Source organism: Verrucomicrobiota bacterium (assembly GCA_039027815.1).
GTDB lineage: Bacteria > Verrucomicrobiota > Verrucomicrobiia > Verrucomicrobiales > JBCCJK01 > JBCCJK01.
The window spans coordinates 25,506-42,820 of record JBCCJK010000004.1 but is presented as its reverse complement, the minus strand read 5'-3'; the positions used below and the strand labels follow the sequence as shown (position 1 = coordinate 42,820).

Here is a 17,315-nt window from a genome sequence, read left to right as displayed (position 1 = left end):
CATGAACAGCTAAAAATGCAAAAGCCCGCAAGTTTCCTCAAACCCACAGGCCAAATTGAAAGACTGGACTGCTTGACCGCCGGCCCCCTTGCCGAGGTTGTCCTCGGCACTCAGAAGGATCAGGCGCTGGCAACGCTCATCCCACGCCCAAGCGATATCGATGAAGTTGGTCCCCACGACCTGTTTGGTATCCGGGAAGCCGCCCTCGCCGAGGAGACGAACGAAAGGCGCCTGCGCGTAGGCCTCGGCCAACACCTCCTCCACCTGCTCTTTTCCAGAAAAGCTCTCACCGGGCGCACAAGCGGTCGTAGTGCAAATCCCCGCATTGATCGGGACCAAGTGTGGATGAAAGCACAGCCTGACCCCCTGGCCGGCCGCCCGAGAGCATTCCTGCTCGATCTCGCTCAAGTGCCGATGTTTCGGCAAGCCGTAGGCACGCACGCTCTCATTGCACTCGGCGAAAAGCAGCAGCTCAGAAGCCTTCTTGCCCGCCCCGCTGACACCACTGGTGGAATTGGCGACGATCCCCTCTGGAGAAACCAATCCAGCCCGCAGGAGAGGCCAAAGCGGCAGGGTAATGCTCGTCGGGTAACAGCCCGGAGAGGCAATCAACCGCGCCTCTCTGATCTCCTCGGGGTAGATCTCGGGAAGCCCGTAGACGGCCTCGGCCAGAAGCTCCCGCTCCGGGTGGGGCGCCCCATAGAACTCCTCGTAAATGGCCGGGTCCCGTAGCCGAAAGTCGGCACTCAGATCGAGCACCCGAAGCCCCTTCTCAAGGAGCGCTCGGGCATACTCCGAGGCGACCCCATGGGGGAGGGCGAGAAAAGCGACCTGGGCCCCTGTGGCGGCCACTTCTCCAGGCTCAGGATGAGAAAACGTCAGCTGAGCCCCCTCTGCCCCTCGAAATCGTGGAAAGACCTCCTCCACTTTCTGACCAGCATACTGACGGGAAGTCACCGCGGTCAGCTCCACTCCTGGATGCTGGAGAAGGAGGCGCAAAAGCTCCTTTCCGGTGTAGCCACTGGCCCCGATGACAGCTGTTTTGACCCGGTCCATTCCCTTGGTCCTGCCATGGAAACAATCGCTTGCCAACGGCCAAATCTGGTTACCTTTTTCGCTCTCTGAATTCACCGGAGAAAACGGGACGTAGCGCAGCTTGGTAGCGCGCCTCAATGGGGTTGAGGAGGTCGCTGGTTCGAATCCAGTCGTCCCGACCACCAACCCATGCGGAGTTTGCTAAGACTCAGTTTCCAAGGTGGTTACCCACGGTCACTTAGACCGTCTGAAGGAAGTTCCCACGCTCTTCCTGCAACTGAACTCTGAAGCCTAGCAAACTCCCCCCTACCAAAGCTTCCGATCGAGGGTGCGGTATTGAATGGCCTCTAGCACGTGGTCGCCCAAAATGTCCCTCTCCCCCGCCAAGTCGGCGATGGTGCGGGCGACTTTCAAAATGCGATCATGGGCCCGCGCACTCAGGTCCAGTTCTGTCATGGCCGTGTGGAGGAATCCCGCTCCTTCCGCGTCCAACTGGCAGACCTGCTTCAGCTCCTTGGAGCCGAGGGCGGCGTTGGGAAGCGGCTGGCCTCCCGGCCGACGGGCCCCTTGCCTCGCTCGGGCCGCGTCCACTCGCTCGCGAATGGTGGCAGAGGACTCGCCGGGGGCGGCTTGGGAGAGATCGCGATATTCCACCAGCGGCACTTCCACATGCAGGTCAATCCGATCCATGACCGGTCCGCTGATGCGCTGGCGGTACTTGAGCACCTCGTTGCTGCTACAACGACATTCCCGCCGGACGTCCCCGAAGTAACCGCACTTGCAGGGATTCATGGCTCCCACCAACATGAAGGACGCCGGAAAGGTGACCGTCCCGAGCGCCCGCGAGATGGTGACCTTGCGATCCTCCAAGGGTTGCCGCAGCACCTCCAAAGTCGTTCGCCGAAATTCCGGCAATTCATCCAGAAAAAGCACCCCATGATGGGCCAGGCTGACCTCGCCCGGGCGCGGATGGCCCGAACCGCCCAAGAGGCCAGCGTCGCTAATGGTGTGATGGGGCGAGCGGAAAGGACGGGCCGCGACCATGCCCTCGCGGCGCTCCAGCAATCCCGCAATGCTATGAATCTTGGTCGTCTCGATCGCCTCGTCCTCGCTCATCAGTGACATGATGGAGGGCAGTCGCTTGGCCAGCATGGACTTCCCTGTGCCCGGCGGACCGATCAGCAAAGCATTGTGATTTCCGGCGACCGCGATTTCCAAGGCTCGCTTGGCCGCCTCTTGCCCTTTGACCTCCTCAAAATCGACCTCAAAAGCCCCCTGGCGGGCAAAGACTTCTTCCCGATCCACCTGGACCGGCTTCTGCCCGCTTTCCCCTTGGAGGAGCTCGACCGCTTGCCGGAGATTCTCGACCCCGTAGGTGTAAATCCCGTCCACCAAGGCCGCTTCCTGGGCATTTTCCACCGGCACGATCACGGCCTTTCGCCCTGCCTCGCGCGCGCCCTGAACGATCGAGAGGATCCCTTTCACGGGGCGGATGCGCCCATTGAGAGCCAGCTCGCCCACCACGCAAGACTTCTCGAGCGCCCCTTCCTTGTAGGCCTCTTTCAAACCCACCACTCCGAGTGCAATCGGCAGATCGAAAGACGGACCCTCCTTCTTGAGGTCGGCGGGCGCCAAGTTGACCGTGGTGGCTCCTTGAGGCTTGCCGAAACCGCTGTTGGTGAGCGCTGCCATCACTCGTTGGATGCTCTCCTTCACCGCGGCATCCGGCAGCCCCACGATGGCATACTTCGGATCACCCCGGCCTTCGTGCACCTCGATTTCCACCCCTACCGCTTCGACCCCCACGACGGCGGCGGAATGGACCTTGATGAACATCCAGCAGCCTTAGGGACTGGGCTTTTGAACACAAGGAAAGACTTCCGGAAATCACATGACGCCAAAAGGAACAATGCTATCGATCCCCGTCACCTCGTTCCCTCGTTATGGACAAATACCTCGCTGAATTCATTGGCACGTTCTTTCTCTGTTTCGCCGTGTGCGTGGCAGCCGCTCTCGGGGCCGCCGGGACGGACGCTGCCTACGCCATCGCCTTCACCCTCATGGCCATGATCTACGCCGGGGGGCCCATCTCGAAAGCGCATTTCAACCCCGCCGTCACGCTCGGCTTCATCTTGCGCGGCAAGATCGATCGTCGAGACATCGCCCCCTACCTCATAGCGCAGTTTGCGGCCGGCATTCTGGCTTCCCTCTTGGCTCTCTTTGTGTTCAAGCAGGAGCGCGAGATCGAGCTGGTCATTCTCTCCGGCGGGGACATCCTGCCCGCCTTGGTCGCTGAAATTCTCTTCAGCTTCGCCCTCGTCTGGGTCATCCTGCACGTGGCCACCTACTCGCCCACCGCGGGCAATCAATGGTTCGGTCTCGCGATCGCCGCCACCGTCCTCGGAGGCGCGCTCACCGTCGGCACCTATTCCCTGGCCGTCTTCAATCCAGCGGTCGCGGCCGCTCTCGTTCTGGTGGGAAAACTTTGTCTCACCTGCATTTGGATTCCGGTCATGGGGAGTCTTCTGGGAGGGGCGGGCGCGGCCCTGACCTTCAAGTTCATGCATCCAAAAGAATGAGGCCCGCCTCCTGCCCGTCTGCCTAAGCCTTCTCTCTTTCCAGAAATGTCCTCCTCCCCTCCCACCAACTTTCTTTGGGAAATCCACTTCCGCGCGCTCTTCGATCGCTGCGTGGCTCGCTACCGCGGCGGAAATCGCGACTTCCTGACCTACTACACCGAGGAGGACCAAGCCTTTCTCCGCTCCATCGGCTACCAGCCGCGCGAGTTCTTTGACTACGTGGAAGACTACTGTGAGGATGAACTTCCCAGCCCGGAAGCCGCTGTCTTGATCGCAGCTGCCCGACGCGATTATTTTCGCACCGTGCAAAAAGGCCTCCCCAGCCAACGCCAGATGAAGGCCGAGGAGCTCCCGGCGAGAGGGGCGGAACTGGCCGGGATTCCTTGGCTACCTCGCATCATCCAAAAAGCCAAAAACAAACTGCGCGGCGAAAACGATCCCAACATCATGTATTCTTGCGGAGGCGACCGCCAATTCCTGCGGGCCTACGACCTCCATCCGGCCGACTTCTTGCGCGCCGTGTGGGCTTACGAAAATGAGGAGGAAAAACTCGTCGATTTCGTCAAGACGGGTCCCCTGGAAGACTAGAAAAGCTCCACCTGTTTTTGCCGAAGCTGCTCAAGCCACTTTTCTAAAAAGCCAAGGTCGGCCGCCATTCTGGCGAGCGTCTCCCGCTCGGGCTCGCGATCCCATTCGGGGAATTGCTTCTCAATTTCCGAAATGGCCTCGCTCACTTTGGCCGTCATCTCATCCAAGCTTTCCTTGGCCTCCAGCTGCCTCCCGACCAGAAGGGCCTTGGCCAGGGCCGAGTCGGCCCCTTCCTTGGCTTCGAGGTAGCTCCCCACCGTATCGAGCGCCCTTCCCACTCCGTCGAAGAGCGCAAAAAGCGGCTCAGAAATGGTCATGCCCTTCAGCTTGACCTCGGGTGCGCGCAGCGTCAGGAGGTGGCGGGCTCGCCGGGCCGAAGACCGCAGCGTTTCCCAGGCCTGATTGGCGGACGCTTGCGCTCCTTCCCGGGAAAGAGCGTGCCATTTTTCCCTCAGTTCCTCCTCTGAGAAAGCCAGGCGCTCCGGCAGGCCGAGACAAAGAAAGGCGTTCTCCATCAAGCCGCAAAGCTCTCTCCACAAGAACAGGTCACGACCGCGTTGGGGTTGCTCACCTTGAAGCCACCGCTCTGCAAATCATCGGAAAAATCCAGCTCGGAGCCGGTCACAAAAAGCGCGCTTTTGGGGTCGATGACGACGCGCACTCCCCCACTCGTCACCATGATGTCGCGATCCTTGGGCCCATCGACCAAGTCCATCTTGTATTGCAGCCCCGAGCAGCCCCCGCCAATGACCGCCACGCGGAGCCCCCCTTCCTCGAAGCGCCCCTGACGTTTGAGCAAGGAGGTCAGCCGATGGGCCGCGCTCGGGAGCACCTTGATGAGCTTTTCACTGCCTTGCTTGAAATTGACCATCCTGAAGAAGTTGGTTTCTTTGTTCCATTATGCAAGCCCGGCCAGGTTCGAGCGCCGTCCTGAAAGACCCCATTTCCTAGTCCACCTCCACCCCATCGATGCCCTCCAGCATCCCCTTCCAATCATCAAACAGGCCTTTCTTGGTCTCTTCGCTGGCTGGCTTGGCCGCGATTTCATCGTGGCGGAGCTCATCCAAATGGGCTGGATCGATTTCTTTGAAAAAGCTGCTGGGAAGACAGCTCATCTTTTGTCCATAGCGCACGCGGGTGCTGCAATAGGTCAGCGTGAGTCGTTCCATGGCTCGGGTGATCCCGACGTAGAGCAAGCGTCTCTCCTCCTCTCGCGTCCCTTCCTCCATGGATCGTCGATGGGGGAGAATGCCTTCTTCCAACCCGGCCAGGTAGACGATCGGAAACTCCAGGCCCTTGGCCGCGTGGAGGGTGATGAGGCAGACCCCTTGTTTCTTGGACAGGTCGCCGTCCTCGTCTTTCTCGCCTTGGAGGGCCATGTCATCGAGGTAGGCGCGGAGACCGCCTCGGCGGCGATTGCGATGCTCGACCAGCGAGTTGAGCATTTCATGAACACTCCGCTCGCGGCTGTCCTTCTCCGAATCCGTTTTGCACTGCCGCTTCATCCACTCGAGGTAGGCCATCTCCGTCAGCATCTCCCCGGCGACTTCTGGATAAGTCGTCGCGTCCTCGACCAAGCGATCCCGGTAGCGCTGGAGAAAGCCAAAGAACTCCTCGATGGCGCTTTGCGCTCGCGTGGAAAGAGAGCGCTGAAATGACTCATCCAGGAGGACCGTCACCACACTCTTGCCTTCGAGACGACTTTCCTCGAGGGCCGCTCCTTGAATCTTGGCACTCAGACCACGGGGCGGGGTGTTCAGGACCCGCAGGAGATTGACATCGTCCTCGGGGTTTTCCAAAAGCTGCAAGAAGGCCAAGACATCGCGGACCTCTCTTCGATCAAAAAAGCTCATGCCCCCCACGACGCGATAGGGAATGTCCAGCTGGCGGAGCTGCTGCTCGAAAAGGCGGCTCTGCTGGTTGGTGCGGAAAAGGATGGCGAAGTCCTCCCACTTGCGGGCCTCCGAATGCCGTGTCTCGAAAATTTCCGTGATGAGGAATTCCGACTCCGCCTCATCGCCCGGCATGGAAATGACTCGGATGCGTTCCGCGCCTGCTTTGCGACTCCAAAGCCGCTTCTCGCGTCGGCCCACATTGTGTCGAATGAGCGAGTTGGCGGTTTCCAAAATGGGATTGGTGCTGCGGTAATTTTCTTCCAGCTTGAGAACGGTGGGCCTTTTGAAATGGCGTTCGAACTCGAGGATGTTTCGAAGATCGGCGCCCCGCCAGCCATAGATGCTCTGGTCGTCATCACCGACCACACAGAGGTTTTGAGGCTTGCCCACCAGCAAGGTTACCAAGCGCATCTGGAGTTGATTGGTATCCTGAAACTCGTCCACCATCAGGTGGGTGAAGCGTTCCTGCCATTTTTTGCGCACCTTCTTTTCCTTCTCGAGAAGCTGGACCGCCTTCAGAAGCAGATCGTCAAAATCGAGGGCGTTCTGCAGCTTGAGCTCGCTCTGGTAGGCCTCGTAAACGAGGGCCAGCAAGGGATCGAGGACGCCCTTGGGAGAAAGGCCCTCGTTCTTGGCCCGGCTGATCTGTGAAAGAAGCTCGCGTGCTTCTAACTTCTCGTCCTTTCCGCCCTTGCGCACGATGAGCTTGCGGAGCAAGCCGACTTGATCGCTCTGGGTGTAAATCGAAAAATTTCGCTTCCAACCTAAAGAATCGATGTCCTGCCGGAGAAGCCGGACACAGAGCGAGTGAAAGGTGCAAAGCGTGAGCTGCCGGGCGTCTTCCCTGGCCACCATGCCCCCCACTCGTTCGCGCATCTCCGCCGCAGCTTTGTTGGTGAAGGTCACGCCACAAATGCCTTCAGGCTGGATTCCTTGTCGGATCATATGGGCCATCCGGGCAGTGATGGTTCGCGTCTTACCCGTGCCGGCTCCCGCCAGAATGAGGACCGGACCCTCAATTTGGCGAACGGCCTCTCGCTGCTGGGGATTGAGTTGGGAAAGGTCGAAGGCCGCCATCGGTGGAGACCCCTAACGACCGTGGAGAAGACTGCAAGCGGAGGAACCGCGTCTTCTTCTCAAGGGATGTTTTCCGAGATGAAACGGCGCAACTCATCCGCGCTCAGGCAAGCGGTGGCGGGCTTTTGCACGATGACCGCTGCGGCCGCGTTCGCCAGCGCCGCCGCCTCCTCCAAGCGAAGGCCCAAAGCATGCCCCAAGGCCAAGCCCACCCGAACGGTGTCGCCACAGCCGACCGCATCGACCGCTCCCACGCGGTGGCCGGGCAGATGGAAAAAGCGCTCCCCGTTGAAGCCACAGATGCCCTTGGCTCCCAAGGTCACCACCACGCGATTGGCCCGGAGCGCCTGGTGGAGATCACAAACCGCGGCTTCCAATTTTCCCTCGGCCAAGCGCTGCGAAAAATCCGGCAGGAGCGCCTTGGCCTCCGTCTCGTTGGGACAAAGAATGTTGCCGCCCTCGAAGAGGGCTCGGTTAGCCGGTTTGAAATCGATGACCACCGGCACCTTGGCATCGGCAGCCGCCTGCGAAATTCGCCGGCTCACCTCCGGGGTGAAGACCCCCTTGGCGTAATCGCTCAGAATGACAGCCTGAGAGCGACGCGCCTTGTCGCAGGCCAGGCCAATGAGGGTCTCCGCCAGGGCTCCCGCTAGGGGTGTGGTCGACTCCTCATCCCAGCGGAGTTGGTATTCATCGTCGATGTAAAGCCGGGTCTTGGTCGTGGTGTGTCGATCAGGATCTTCCACCAAAGCGGCCTCCACCCCGCGCTTCGCCGCCAAACTCTCCATCGTGAAACGATGCCCATCCTGCCCCACCAGGCCCACCAGGTCTACCTGCGCACCCAGCGAAACGGCATTGACCGCCACATTCCCGGCCCCGCCGAGCGTCCTGACGGACTCATGGGAAAGGTAGGCCCGTTTGCCAAGCTTTTCTGAATCGATGGGCTTGCTCTCGCTGGAACGACAGAAGTCGAAGATGTCCAGCATGACATCGCCCACCACCAGGAGCCGCAGCTCATGAAAACGGTCGACTGCAGCCAAAAGAGCCTCCTTCATGCGGAGGCCTTCGGGCAGAGCTGGTTCAGACTCAACTGTTTTCGAGAAAATCGTAAGCGCTCAAATCGGGACGAAAGTCTTGCGGATCAAGCGCCGGATTGCGGGTCACTCGGGTGAAGCGACAGTCAATCCGCGAGCCCGCGACCGTCAAAATGGCAAAGCCCAGGAGCTGGCGATCCTCCCGCCGCATCCGCAGTTCGATCTGCCGGAACCCGCCACTCGCTCCCTCGCGGGGAAGCAGCCGGACCGTGACCTCGTCCCCCTTCCTCTCCGCCTCTGCCACCTTCAACCAAGCCTCGAGCGACTCCACGCTGCCCGTAGAAAGCCATTCCTGGAGACGCCAGGGTGCCAACTGGGCCGAGTCCGTCGCCTCCAGATCGAGTCGCTCGGCCTCGCCCCTCTCCGGACGCAGAACCAAGGCCTCGCCTCCACGAACCAGCAAGACCCTCCGAGGGGGAGTCCCCAGTTCCCAGCGAAAACCCTCATCCCGCACCCAGAGCAAGCGCCCGGGAGACTCCACCGGTCGCTTGAGGGCCGCCAAATTCCGCTCCTGCACGAACTGCACCTCCAGCGATTGGAGCGCCGCTTGTTCCTTCATCCAAGCCGCCAAAAAGGCCCGCGCGGCCTCCTCCGCGGCCGCCTCCCCCAGGAAACCCCCCAGAAGGAAAAGGATCGAAAGAAAGGGCCTCATCCCGAAAAGCCTAGCGATCCCTTGGGGGAATGCAACCGCCGCCAAGCCGACGGCAGGATCCCAATGGCCAGCCAAGCCGTCCAAAAAATCCCAAGGGCGCACAGGCTTCCCAAGCTGGCCAGGCCCTGATTGGAGGCAAAGCAGAGCGAGCCAAAGCCCACCATGGTCGAAAGGGCACAAAGAAAGAGCGCCCGGATGATGCCCTGTCGCAGCGCCTCGCGATTCCCCCCCGTCCGTCGAAGGGCATGGATCATGTGGATGGAATAATCCAACCCCGCTCCAAAGACGAGCGGGATGGCGCTGAGATTCAAAAAGTTCCACTCCATCCCGAGCACTCGCATGCTGGCGAGAAGGGCCAGCGTGGCTCCCAAAAGCGTGCCCAAGGTCAGCAGCACATCCGTGAGATTGCGAAAGGCCAAAGCCAGCATCCCCACCAGCACCAGTCCGATGGGCAAAAAGACTCGGCTCAAATCCGCCTTCACAAAGGGCAGGAGCACGGACCCAATTGGCTCCCAGGCCGCCAAAAAGACCCCCTCAGGGAACCGCTGGCGGACCCAGTCATACTCCCACTCCCGGGGATCGCCGACCCCGGCGATTTGGACCGAACCCATGTAAGCCACTTCGCTCCCTTCGGACGAAAGCAGGCGACTGAGCATCCTTCGGAGAAGCGGCGATTCCGGCAAGACCAAGCCCTCCCGCTCCGACCACTCCCGCCAATGAGCCCAAACCTGCTCCACAAAATCCGCCACCGGCTCGGCAAAGAAATCGGCCGAGCGGACTTCCCTGGCCGCCTCGACCGAAAGCACCTTCGCCAAAATCGCCCGATTCTCCGCTTGGCGGACGGGGTCGGGACAAAAAGAAGCGTCCAGCTGCACTCCCCGCAAAAGCCCTTCCCGCTGCAAGCCCGAGAAGACCTCCTGCGCCCTCTCGACCCTTTCCGCGAGCGAGTCGAGCGAGGGTGCCGTCACCAAAACCCGCATCCAACCCTCCCCGCCGAGCGAAAATCGGGCCTCGATCTCTTGGTAAGCGCTGGTGGCGGCGTTGTCGCGATTTCCCATGACATCAAAGCCCTTCCGCAATTCCGGCAGCCCCCCCAGGACCAAAACCAAGGCCACCCCCAGCCCCAGCAAGCCTCCCCCAAGAGGACCGCACCAGGAAGGCAGGTCCCAACTGGGCAAACGCCAAGCGTGCCCTTCTTCCGCCGACTGGCGGCCCGCCCACTGCGCGAAGGGAAAAGCCATCACCCAAGCCCCCACCAGCACGCCCAGCGCCACCAAAGCGCCCAGCTGTCCGATCCCCGGCACCGAGCTCAGATTGAGCGAAAGAAAAATCCCTCCCGTGGTGGCGGCCGCCCAAAAAAGACCGGGGGCCACCCGCCGTCGCACCTCGCGCGCGTCCACCCCCGCGGTCCTCCCCTCTTGGAAAACGACCATGGCATAATCCACCACCAGCCCCAGCAAGATCGCGGCAAAGCCCGCGCTCAGAAGGGTCAGATCTCGAAGGATCCATCCGCCCAGCCCCAGGGTGAGAACGAGCACAAAGGCCAAGGCCAAGAGCAAAACCAAAAGCGGTTTCAAGCGCCCGTGGGCCAACCAAAAAAGCAGCCCGATCAGCCCGGAGGTGATCAAAAGGGACTGCCGCATATCCCGCTCCATGGCCGCCCCCGTCTCATCGAGAAAAGCCGTCTCGCCTGTCAAGCCAAAGCGACAGCCCGAGCCCCGCGCCCCCTCCCCGGCCTGCCATTCTTGAAAGGCCCCTCGGACATCCGCCAGCCAAGCCATGGCGCTCCCGCTCCCGGCAAACTCGGGCCGGGCTTTCAGGATCACCATGCGAAAGCGACCCTCCGCGGCCACCATGGGAGACTGACTCCGCCCCGCCTCCTCGGCCCAAGGCGCCAGCAACTGGAGCGGATCGAAGGCGGAAAGCGCCTCGCCGAAAGAAGCCTCCTCGATCGCCTCCGCCATCGTTCGGCCCAGCCCCTCGGCGGACCAGCCCTCCACCCCGGCCGCCAGCCTTTCTGAATCACCATTCCACCATTGCCAGGCGATCCATTCGGCCGCCGCGGCCAACTGCTGTTGCGCCTCCGCTTGGCTCTGGGACTCGCCCGGCAGGCTGAGAGGATTCCGCCAGAGCACGCTCTCCACCAGCTCCTCGCGACCTTGAAAAAACTCAGCCAAATCCTCCGCAGCGGCCGCCACTTCCTCGGGCGAAGGACCCGCCACCGTCAGAAACAGCTCCTCCTCCGAGGAAAAATGCTCGCGGAAAAGCGCCATCCCCCGGATCTCCGGCACCTCCTGCGGGAGGATCTTGGAAGCGTCTGCGTCCAAACGAATGCGACTCAGACCCGTCACCCCGATCAGCAAGAGCAGAATGAAAAGTCCTCCGCGCCAAGCAACCCCCCGCATTCCGACCGCTACCATAAGCCGCAGGGCGGCAAAGCGTTTTCTAGAGCCAGCCAGAGTCAGGAAACGCTTGCCGCCCCCTTCAGAACCCGCTACCCAGCCAGTGTGAAGTCCCGCGCCCTTCCCCTCGTCCTGGCCTTGCTGGCCTCCCTGCCCTGCCCGGCAGCCAGCACCCAAGACCTGGCCGCTCTGCGAAAATCCTACGCCGAGGTCTTTCGGCGGGGGATCTACCAGAAATTTCTCGAACAGACCCTTCGTCCCGCCCAGGCCCTCGAGAAACAGACCGCTCTCCGGGGGGACTTCGCCGCCCTGCCGGACGTGGTCCGCTTTCGCAAACAGCAGGAACGCCGGGTCGCCCTCCGCAGCCTCCAAGGCCTGGAACTCTCCGCCAGCATGGCGCGTCCCGAGGGCGCCATCACCCTGGGCCAAGGCGGGGAAGCCCTCCTCGGCTGGCGAGAAACCGGCAGCCAAGCCCGCTGGGAGCTTCCTGAAATGGCCGTGGGCGGCTACCAAGTCACCCTCGTGGCCTCCGTCACGGGCACGGTTTCCGGCCAGCTTCGCCTGGCCAGCTCCTACCACTTTCTCGAAATCGAAATAGCCGCCCAAAAACCGCGGGGGGCACTGGTTCGCCTGCCGGCAGGGGTTTTGCAAATCGGTCCCGGAACCAGCCAACTCCGGCTGGAGGTCAGTGAAGGCCTGAGCGGTGGCGTCTTCCAGCTTCAACGCCTCGTGCTGGAACCCGCGCCCGTCATCGCCCCCACCGATGTGCAAGCCTACTGCGCCGAATTCCGGGCCTTCCTCCAAAAGACCCCCCTCGATGAACAGGGCCTCCTCTTTGAGAAATTGGCGGAGCGACGAGCCGAATTCGTGGCCCGCCACTGGTATAAGGCCGCCGCGACCCTCCACCAGCTCGAGAAAGAACTGAACTCTCCGGTCAGCCTCTCCGGGCCAGGGGCCTCATCCGCCACCAGCCTCTCCGCCGGGCTGGCCACCCCCTCGGTCGGCGTGGAATACCAAAGCATCCGCAAGGTCCTCCGCTTCAATCGGAACAACGCCTACGCCCAATGGATCTTATCCGAGCCCCTCTCGGGGGACTTTGAAGTGCTGGCCGACTTCACCGCCACGAAAATGGGTGGCGGCACCTTCTTGGTGGAAGCCTTCTCGCCCAATGAAGTCATGGCAGGCAACCCCAAAGCTAAAAGCCAAAGCGCGGCCTCGGCCCAGCTCGAGCCCACCGTCAGCGGGAACTTTGGAGAAAACTTCACCCTCACGAAACTGGGCACCATCAGCCTGACACCGGAGCAATCCGTCCTCCGGCTGAAAGCCACCCAAATCCAGGGGGATGAAAGCGATGCCTACGGCTGCGAACTCCGCGGCCTCCTCCTCCAGCGTCAAAAAGGCAGCGCGGCCAGCGCCCCGACCGCAGCCGCCCTCACGCAGTTGGAAACAGAAACCCGGGCTTGGCTCGACCTGCAAATCGCCCCTCTCCTCGCGCAATACCTGCCCGCCTTGGAAGCACTTCGCCCCACTCTGGAAGGCCAAGAGCTGGGCGTGCTGGAAGCGGAAATCAGCCGCGTCCAGCGCTCGCCTGCCAGTCTCTTCCTGATCAGCAAGCTTCCCAAAGCCAAGTCCATGGAAACACCTCCCGCCCCCCCTACGGCCGGGGACGATCCGGAAAAACCGGCCACCTCCTTCTTCGGCATCGACGCCCGCTGACTCGTCAAACCAAGCTGCAGAATTGGCTCGAAGGACACCGGCTCTCCCTTCCCCGCGCTTCAGCGCCTCTTCCCCACAACACCTTCCCTCCATTCTTCCAGTGAATTCTGGAGGTTGGTATCACTTCTCCGAGCTCGCCCTCTGCCAGGCCAGCTTGCCCGAGCCGCCCACCCGGACCAGCACCGCCACCCAAAGGAACCCCGTCAGCGTGCCGCCAAGGTGCGCCAAATGGGCGACCCCGCTCCACCAGCCAGCCTCCCTCGACGCCAGCAAAGACCAGCCGCTCAGCCCCGCCGAATAAAGGAGCGCCGCTTGCCCCAGGTAGCGAGCTCGCAAACGGACCGGCAGGCCGAAAGGGAGCAAACCGGACTCGGGCGCCAAGGCCGCCCAGGCCGCGACCAAGCCAAAAATGCCTCCCGAGGCCCCGATCAAGCGGGTGTGGGGTTGCAGGAGGACTTGGAGCAGCCCCCCCACCCCGCCCCCCGCCAGGAAGAGAGCCAGCGTGGCCCAGAAACCCAAGCGACGCCCCACCGCCCAGGCCACAGGGAGCAGCATCAGCATATTGACACCGAAGTGCATCCAACCCTGGTGGACGCCCAAATGCGTCAGGCAGCGATACCACTCGCCCTGGAGCAATTCAAAGCGCGCCAGACCCGCCTCATTCACCAGCCAAGCCAAGGCCTGGGGCGAACCTAGGGCCACCACAAAGACACTCGCGCACAGCAAGAAGAGGAGGGCGGCCGCCGCCACCCCTTGCGCTTCGGAACGAACCGGAAATCGCTCCACCAGGCGGGGGAAAAATCGTCTCGCTACCGAGCTATCGCGTGACCAAGTCATTCCAGAAGGGGCAAGCCTGGAACCTCCTCCGCCCAGCGCAAACCCTATCCTACCTGAAACCCGAGACCTGCCCCCCTAATCAGTCGTGAGCGGCAAATCAGACTCCTGCGTCATTCTCTCGATCTCCACGATGTCCGTGTCCTTGCGGGCATCTTGTGGCAAGGCGGCCAAGACGACCCGGAAGCCATAAAGCACATCGCGGAAATCGATCGCCACCAAATTGCGCCTCGAAGACAGCAGATCCGACTCGCGGTAAGAACGCCAGCAGCCCCCTCGCAGCACCCCAAACTGGGAAGCGGTTTTTTGGCTGTAGCTATCCGCCACCCACTCCCAGACATTCCCTGCCATATCGTGCAAGCCGTAGGCATTGCTGCGAAAGGTGCCGACGGGGGAAGTCGTGGAAAAGCCATCCACATACCCGGGAATGAAGTAGTCGCCCACCGGATCCTGGACCTCCACATCGGCCAGATTCGAGCTGTAGCTGGCCGGGGGAAAGCCCGTTCCCCAGGGAAACTGCTCCTTGTCGACCCCGTCTAATTGGCTCGGTTCCAAACCCGGCTCCTCCTCCAGACCCACCGCCAAGCTCCACTCCGCATCGGTCGGCAGCCGGTAGACGTGATTGCGATCAATGAGACCCCGCGCCTGCTCCCGCTCCGTGAGCCATTGGCAAAACGCGATCGCTTCCTCGCGCTTGATGTTCACGATCGGGTGATTGTCCTCCACCCAGGGCTCAAAATGCCGCCAGCGCAGCTCCCTCTCTTGGATGAATTGTTCCCAATCGCTCCGGCGGGTCTCCCACTGGCAGAACATGACCTTGCCCACCGGCACGAACGACATCCCCAGGCTGTTCTCCCACGGTTGCCCGAAAATCAGGCCCCGATTGCGCTCCAGCTCCACGTGCAGCTGAAGCAAGCGCTGGCCCGTCACCACCCCGGTCGCCTGCTCCTTGTCAAAGCCCTCCAGGCGGAACTCGAAATCGACCTCTCCCGGACGCATCTGCGTCAAGCTCAGCGGGGTCATGCCCAGCAGCTCCTCCCCTTGGTAGATCTTGGCCCCCTCGGGCGTCGAAGTCAGCAGCACCTCGCCGAAGATGCGCCGCTTGACCGTCAGCCAGCGAGCTTGCAGGGAAGTGGGCAGCGCCTTGACGCGTTCGGAACTGCGGTAGCCCCGCTGCGCCAGCTCCTCCAGCGAGAGGGCCTCCATCTCATAAAAATAGTCCTCCCCCAGGAACCCGCGCCGGAGGTCATTCTCGGTCAGCCAAGTGCGGAAGCGCTCGGCATCTTCTTCCCCCAAAAAAACGATCCGCTGCTGGCCCGCGCGCTCATAATTGGGATCGCTCTCCAACTCCCGGACCTGCCCCCGCAGAGACTGGCCGGTCTGGCTGAGGAAGCGATTGTAGAGCCCGAGCGTGAGGGCGGAATAGGCCACGTGCCGCGCCCCCACCGGCTCGAAGGGAAAGTTCAAGCTATTGACCCAGGGCTCGCCTCGGCGAGGCGGACTCCAGTTTTCCAACAAGCCACCCAGGACGAGCGTCTCCTCGGGATCGACCAAGCCGCTCGTAACCATCGGCTTGAAGCCTTCCTTCCAGATGGTGACCTTCACCAATTCGTCCCTCGGCACCGTCTCCAGCTCCAGCATGGTGTGGCCAATGATCTCTCCTTTCATCAGCACCATGGCATTCTCCGGTTGGCTGATGATCTTGACCCGCCCGAAGAGCGGCCCCTCTTCCCGCTCCGCACCCTCTTGAAAAACACCCTGAGCCGGAACGCTCGGCTCCTCTTCCTCCCGCCAAGGGCCCAGGAGCACCACCAAGACCACCGCCAAGGCCGCCGCCAGCACCCCGCCGACCGGGCCGGCCCAGCGGAGGGCGCGCTTGGCGGGGTCATCGATGGCTTCCAAGGCCTGCCGCATGGCCTTGGCATGGCGAAAACGATGCTGCGGGTCCTGGGCGCAGGCTCGGCAGACCACCTCGTTGAGAGCCCGCCAGCGCTTGGCCTCCTCCTCGGACTCAAAGGCATCGGGGATCTCGGGAAACTGGAGTCGGTCCTTTCCGGTGCTGATTTCATAGAGCACCATCCCCAAGCTAAAGAGATCCGCCTTCTCGCTCCCCGGCCCCTCCGGGGGGACAAAGCCTTGAGTGCCCACGAAGGTCCGACGCCCCGTGGCCGCCACCAGCCCGATGTCTGCCAAGCAGGGCAGACTGTTCACAAAAATCACATTGGAGGGCTTGATGTCGCGGTGCGTCAGGCCGTTTTCATGCAGGTGCTCCAAGCCGCCGGCTAAGACCTTCCCGATCTCGATGCAGCGGGCCGCGCTCAGCCGGACCTGCTCCCCATCATCCCGCCGGACCGTCCGAGGGAGATACTCTGCCGGATTGATGTCACGTCCGAGGTAAGCGTCATCCCCCAGCTCCATGACATAGTAGTAAAAGCCCTCCGCCGCATTCCGGCCCACGTGGAGCACATCCACCAAGCCGGGATGGTGTCGCGAAATCGGCTCGAACTCCCGGATGCCCTCAAACTCGCGCTCAAAGCTCTCCTCATCGTGGAAGTCCTCCCGGTAGATCACCTTGACCGCCCGGAGGGAACCAGTCAGCCCACGCGCCAACCAAACTTCGCCATAAGCTCCGTGCCCGATCATGCGCAGGACGCGATGGTCGGGGATTTCGGGTGGCTCGCGGGCCACCTTTTCCTTAATGCGATTGCTGCTCAAGCTGGGCCAGTTCCTTTTTCACTTGTCCGCCTACCCGATGCTTCGCGAGGTAGACCTGCGCCATGCTCACGCCAAGATCCTTGGAAACCTTCTTAGGCTCCCAACCTCGGACCACGTGGCAGTGGTAGACTTGGAATTGCTTCGGGGAAACGCGGGCCTTGACCCGCTCGAGCGCGATTTCAGCGATGTGGCTCTTCCACTCGATGTCCCAGAGCCGATCCAACACATCCCCGGCCGGGTCGGCCATGCGGTCGAGCGCATCGGTCCGCCGGTCATCGTCGCCCGGCAGCCCCATCATGGCGGTGTCCTTCTTGCGCTTGCGAAACTGATCGCCAATCCGCCAGCGCGTCATGTTCATGAGCCAGGATTTGAACGAGCCCGCCTCCGGATCAAACTTCTGCTCCTTGGACTGCTTGGCCACCGAAAGGATCGTCTCCTGGACCACATCGAAGGCCTCCTCATTGCGCAAACCGGACTTGATGGCCACGCTGTAAATCAGCTTCCAGTAGGTGCGGTAGAACTCGTCCCAGGTCTTTTGGTCCCCCCAGTTGATGAGGCGCGCGATCAAGCTCTTGCGCGTCTTCTCATAAGCATACTCCACATCCTTTTTGGAGCGGGTACGCTTTTTTTTGGCCGGGAGGGAGTCACTCATGGGGGATTCCAAACTAATGCGAAACCTCTCGCATTTGGAAGCGCGCCGCAACGCAAAAGTTTCCTGCTTCCTTTCA

General features: G+C 61.8%; 14 protein-coding genes and 1 tRNA gene. 4 read left to right on the top strand and 11 right to left on the bottom strand.

Annotation, left to right across the window (positions count from 1 at the left end; all coding sequences use genetic code 11):
• Nucleotides 1-9 precede the first annotated feature (9 nt).
• Entirely contained in the window at nt 10-1,056 is a 1,047-nt protein-coding gene (argC, locus tag AAF555_02385) for an N-acetyl-gamma-glutamyl-phosphate reductase (protein ID MEM6910405.1), read from the bottom strand.
• 84 nt (nt 1,057-1,140) lie between these two features.
• On the opposite strand from argC, the gene AAF555_02380 reads away from it, so the two are divergent.
• Nucleotides 1,141-1,217 (top strand) — tRNA-Pro (locus AAF555_02380).
• A gap of 124 nt (nt 1,218-1,341) precedes the next feature.
• On the opposite strand, the gene AAF555_02375 is transcribed toward AAF555_02380, so the two are convergent.
• Entirely contained in the window at nt 1,342-2,871 is a 1,530-nt protein-coding gene (locus AAF555_02375; protein MEM6910404.1) for a YifB family Mg chelatase-like AAA ATPase, read from the bottom strand.
• Between the two features lie 107 nt (nt 2,872-2,978).
• Between AAF555_02375 and AAF555_02370 the strand changes: the two genes are divergently transcribed.
• Together AAF555_02370 and AAF555_02365 are read left to right on the top strand one after the other, a co-directional pair.
• Nucleotides 2,979-3,614 carry an aquaporin gene (locus tag AAF555_02370; GenBank protein ID MEM6910403.1) on the top strand — a complete coding sequence of 212 codons (636 nt, stop codon included), beginning with the start codon at nt 2,979-2,981 and terminating at the stop codon, nt 3,612-3,614.
• Between the two features lie 45 nt (nt 3,615-3,659).
• Nucleotides 3,660-4,202 (top strand): hypothetical protein, encoded by a 543-nt coding sequence (locus AAF555_02365; GenBank protein ID MEM6910402.1) that lies wholly within the window; start codon nt 3,660-3,662, stop codon nt 4,200-4,202.
• On the opposite strand, the gene AAF555_02360 is transcribed toward AAF555_02365, so the two are convergent.
• From AAF555_02360 to AAF555_02335, 6 genes are all read right to left on the bottom strand, one after another.
• The gene (locus AAF555_02360; protein ID MEM6910401.1) at nt 4,199-4,717 is read right to left on the bottom strand and encodes a hypothetical protein; all 519 of its coding nucleotides are present in this window, start codon (nt 4,715-4,717) and stop codon (nt 4,199-4,201) included. The two genes, AAF555_02365 and AAF555_02360, sit on opposite strands and share 4 nt — an antisense overlap.
• Nucleotides 4,717-5,073 carry an iron-sulfur cluster assembly accessory protein gene (locus AAF555_02355; GenBank protein ID MEM6910400.1) on the bottom strand — a complete coding sequence of 119 codons (357 nt, stop codon included), beginning with the start codon at nt 5,071-5,073 and terminating at the stop codon, nt 4,717-4,719. The genes AAF555_02360 and AAF555_02355 overlap by 1 nt, the downstream gene beginning before the upstream one ends.
• Before the next feature lie 76 nt (nt 5,074-5,149).
• A complete protein-coding gene (locus tag AAF555_02350; GenBank protein MEM6910399.1) occupies nt 5,150-7,174 on the bottom strand; it encodes a UvrD-helicase domain-containing protein in 2,025 nt (674 codons plus the stop codon).
• A gap of 59 nt (nt 7,175-7,233) precedes the next feature.
• Nucleotides 7,234-8,229, bottom strand: a complete 996-nt coding sequence (locus AAF555_02345; protein MEM6910398.1) for a PfkB family carbohydrate kinase — start codon at nt 8,227-8,229, stop codon at nt 7,234-7,236.
• A gap of 31 nt (nt 8,230-8,260) precedes the next feature.
• Nucleotides 8,261-8,920, bottom strand: coding sequence for an outer membrane lipoprotein carrier protein LolA (locus AAF555_02340; GenBank protein ID MEM6910397.1), 660 nt, complete (start codon nt 8,918-8,920; stop codon nt 8,261-8,263).
• On the bottom strand, nt 8,917-11,340 hold the full coding sequence (locus AAF555_02335) for an MMPL family transporter (protein ID MEM6910396.1): 2,424 nt from the start codon (nt 11,338-11,340) through the stop codon (nt 8,917-8,919). Before AAF555_02335 ends, AAF555_02340 begins: the two co-directional genes overlap by 4 nt.
• 87 nt (nt 11,341-11,427) lie before the next feature.
• Here AAF555_02335 and AAF555_02330 point away from each other — a divergent pair, with 87 nt between their 5' ends.
• Nucleotides 11,428-13,038, top strand: a complete 1,611-nt coding sequence (locus AAF555_02330; GenBank protein MEM6910395.1) for a hypothetical protein — start codon at nt 11,428-11,430, stop codon at nt 13,036-13,038.
• A 120-nt stretch (nt 13,039-13,158) separates the two neighbouring features.
• Here the strand turns inward: AAF555_02330 and AAF555_02325 are convergent, their stop codons facing one another.
• The 3 genes from AAF555_02325 to AAF555_02315 form a co-directional block, all read right to left on the bottom strand.
• Entirely contained in the window at nt 13,159-13,875 is a 717-nt protein-coding gene (locus AAF555_02325; GenBank protein ID MEM6910394.1) for a rhomboid family intramembrane serine protease, read from the bottom strand.
• Nucleotides 13,876-13,950: 75 nt separating this feature from the next.
• Nucleotides 13,951-16,587 carry a bifunctional serine/threonine-protein kinase/formylglycine-generating enzyme family protein gene (locus AAF555_02320; GenBank protein ID MEM6910393.1) on the bottom strand — a complete coding sequence of 879 codons (2,637 nt, stop codon included), beginning with the start codon at nt 16,585-16,587 and terminating at the stop codon, nt 13,951-13,953.
• Nucleotides 16,568-17,239, bottom strand: coding sequence for a sigma-70 family RNA polymerase sigma factor (locus tag AAF555_02315; GenBank protein MEM6910392.1), 672 nt, complete (start codon nt 17,237-17,239; stop codon nt 16,568-16,570). Before AAF555_02315 ends, AAF555_02320 begins: the two co-directional genes overlap by 20 nt.
• Nucleotides 17,240-17,315: the final 76 nt, after the last annotated feature.

Excerpts from the sequence above, each read along its gene's own strand:
- argC (MEM6910405.1), bottom strand. The coding sequence starts at position 1,056 with ATGGACCGGGTCAAAACAGCTGTCATCGGGGCCAGTGGCTACACCGGA.
- AAF555_02375 (MEM6910404.1), bottom strand. The coding sequence starts at position 2,871 with ATGTTCATCAAGGTCCATTCCGCCGCCGTCGTGGGGGTCGAAGCGGTA.
- AAF555_02370 (MEM6910403.1), top strand. The coding sequence starts at position 2,979 with ATGGACAAATACCTCGCTGAATTCATTGGCACGTTCTTTCTCTGTTTC.
- AAF555_02365 (MEM6910402.1), top strand. The coding sequence starts at position 3,660 with ATGTCCTCCTCCCCTCCCACCAACTTTCTTTGGGAAATCCACTTCCGC.
- AAF555_02360 (MEM6910401.1), bottom strand. The coding sequence starts at position 4,717 with ATGGAGAACGCCTTTCTTTGTCTCGGCCTGCCGGAGCGCCTGGCTTTC.
- AAF555_02355 (MEM6910400.1), bottom strand. The coding sequence starts at position 5,073 with ATGGTCAATTTCAAGCAAGGCAGTGAAAAGCTCATCAAGGTGCTCCCG.
- AAF555_02350 (MEM6910399.1), bottom strand. The coding sequence starts at position 7,174 with ATGGCGGCCTTCGACCTTTCCCAACTCAATCCCCAGCAGCGAGAGGCC.
- AAF555_02345 (MEM6910398.1), bottom strand. The coding sequence starts at position 8,229 with ATGAAGGAGGCTCTTTTGGCTGCAGTCGACCGTTTTCATGAGCTGCGG.
- AAF555_02340 (MEM6910397.1), bottom strand. The coding sequence starts at position 8,920 with ATGAGGCCCTTTCTTTCGATCCTTTTCCTTCTGGGGGGTTTCCTGGGG.
- AAF555_02335 (MEM6910396.1), bottom strand. The coding sequence starts at position 11,340 with ATGGTAGCGGTCGGAATGCGGGGGGTTGCTTGGCGCGGAGGACTTTTC.
- AAF555_02325 (MEM6910394.1), bottom strand. The coding sequence starts at position 13,875 with ATGACTTGGTCACGCGATAGCTCGGTAGCGAGACGATTTTTCCCCCGC.
- AAF555_02315 (MEM6910392.1), bottom strand. The coding sequence starts at position 17,239 with ATGAGTGACTCCCTCCCGGCCAAAAAAAAGCGTACCCGCTCCAAAAAG.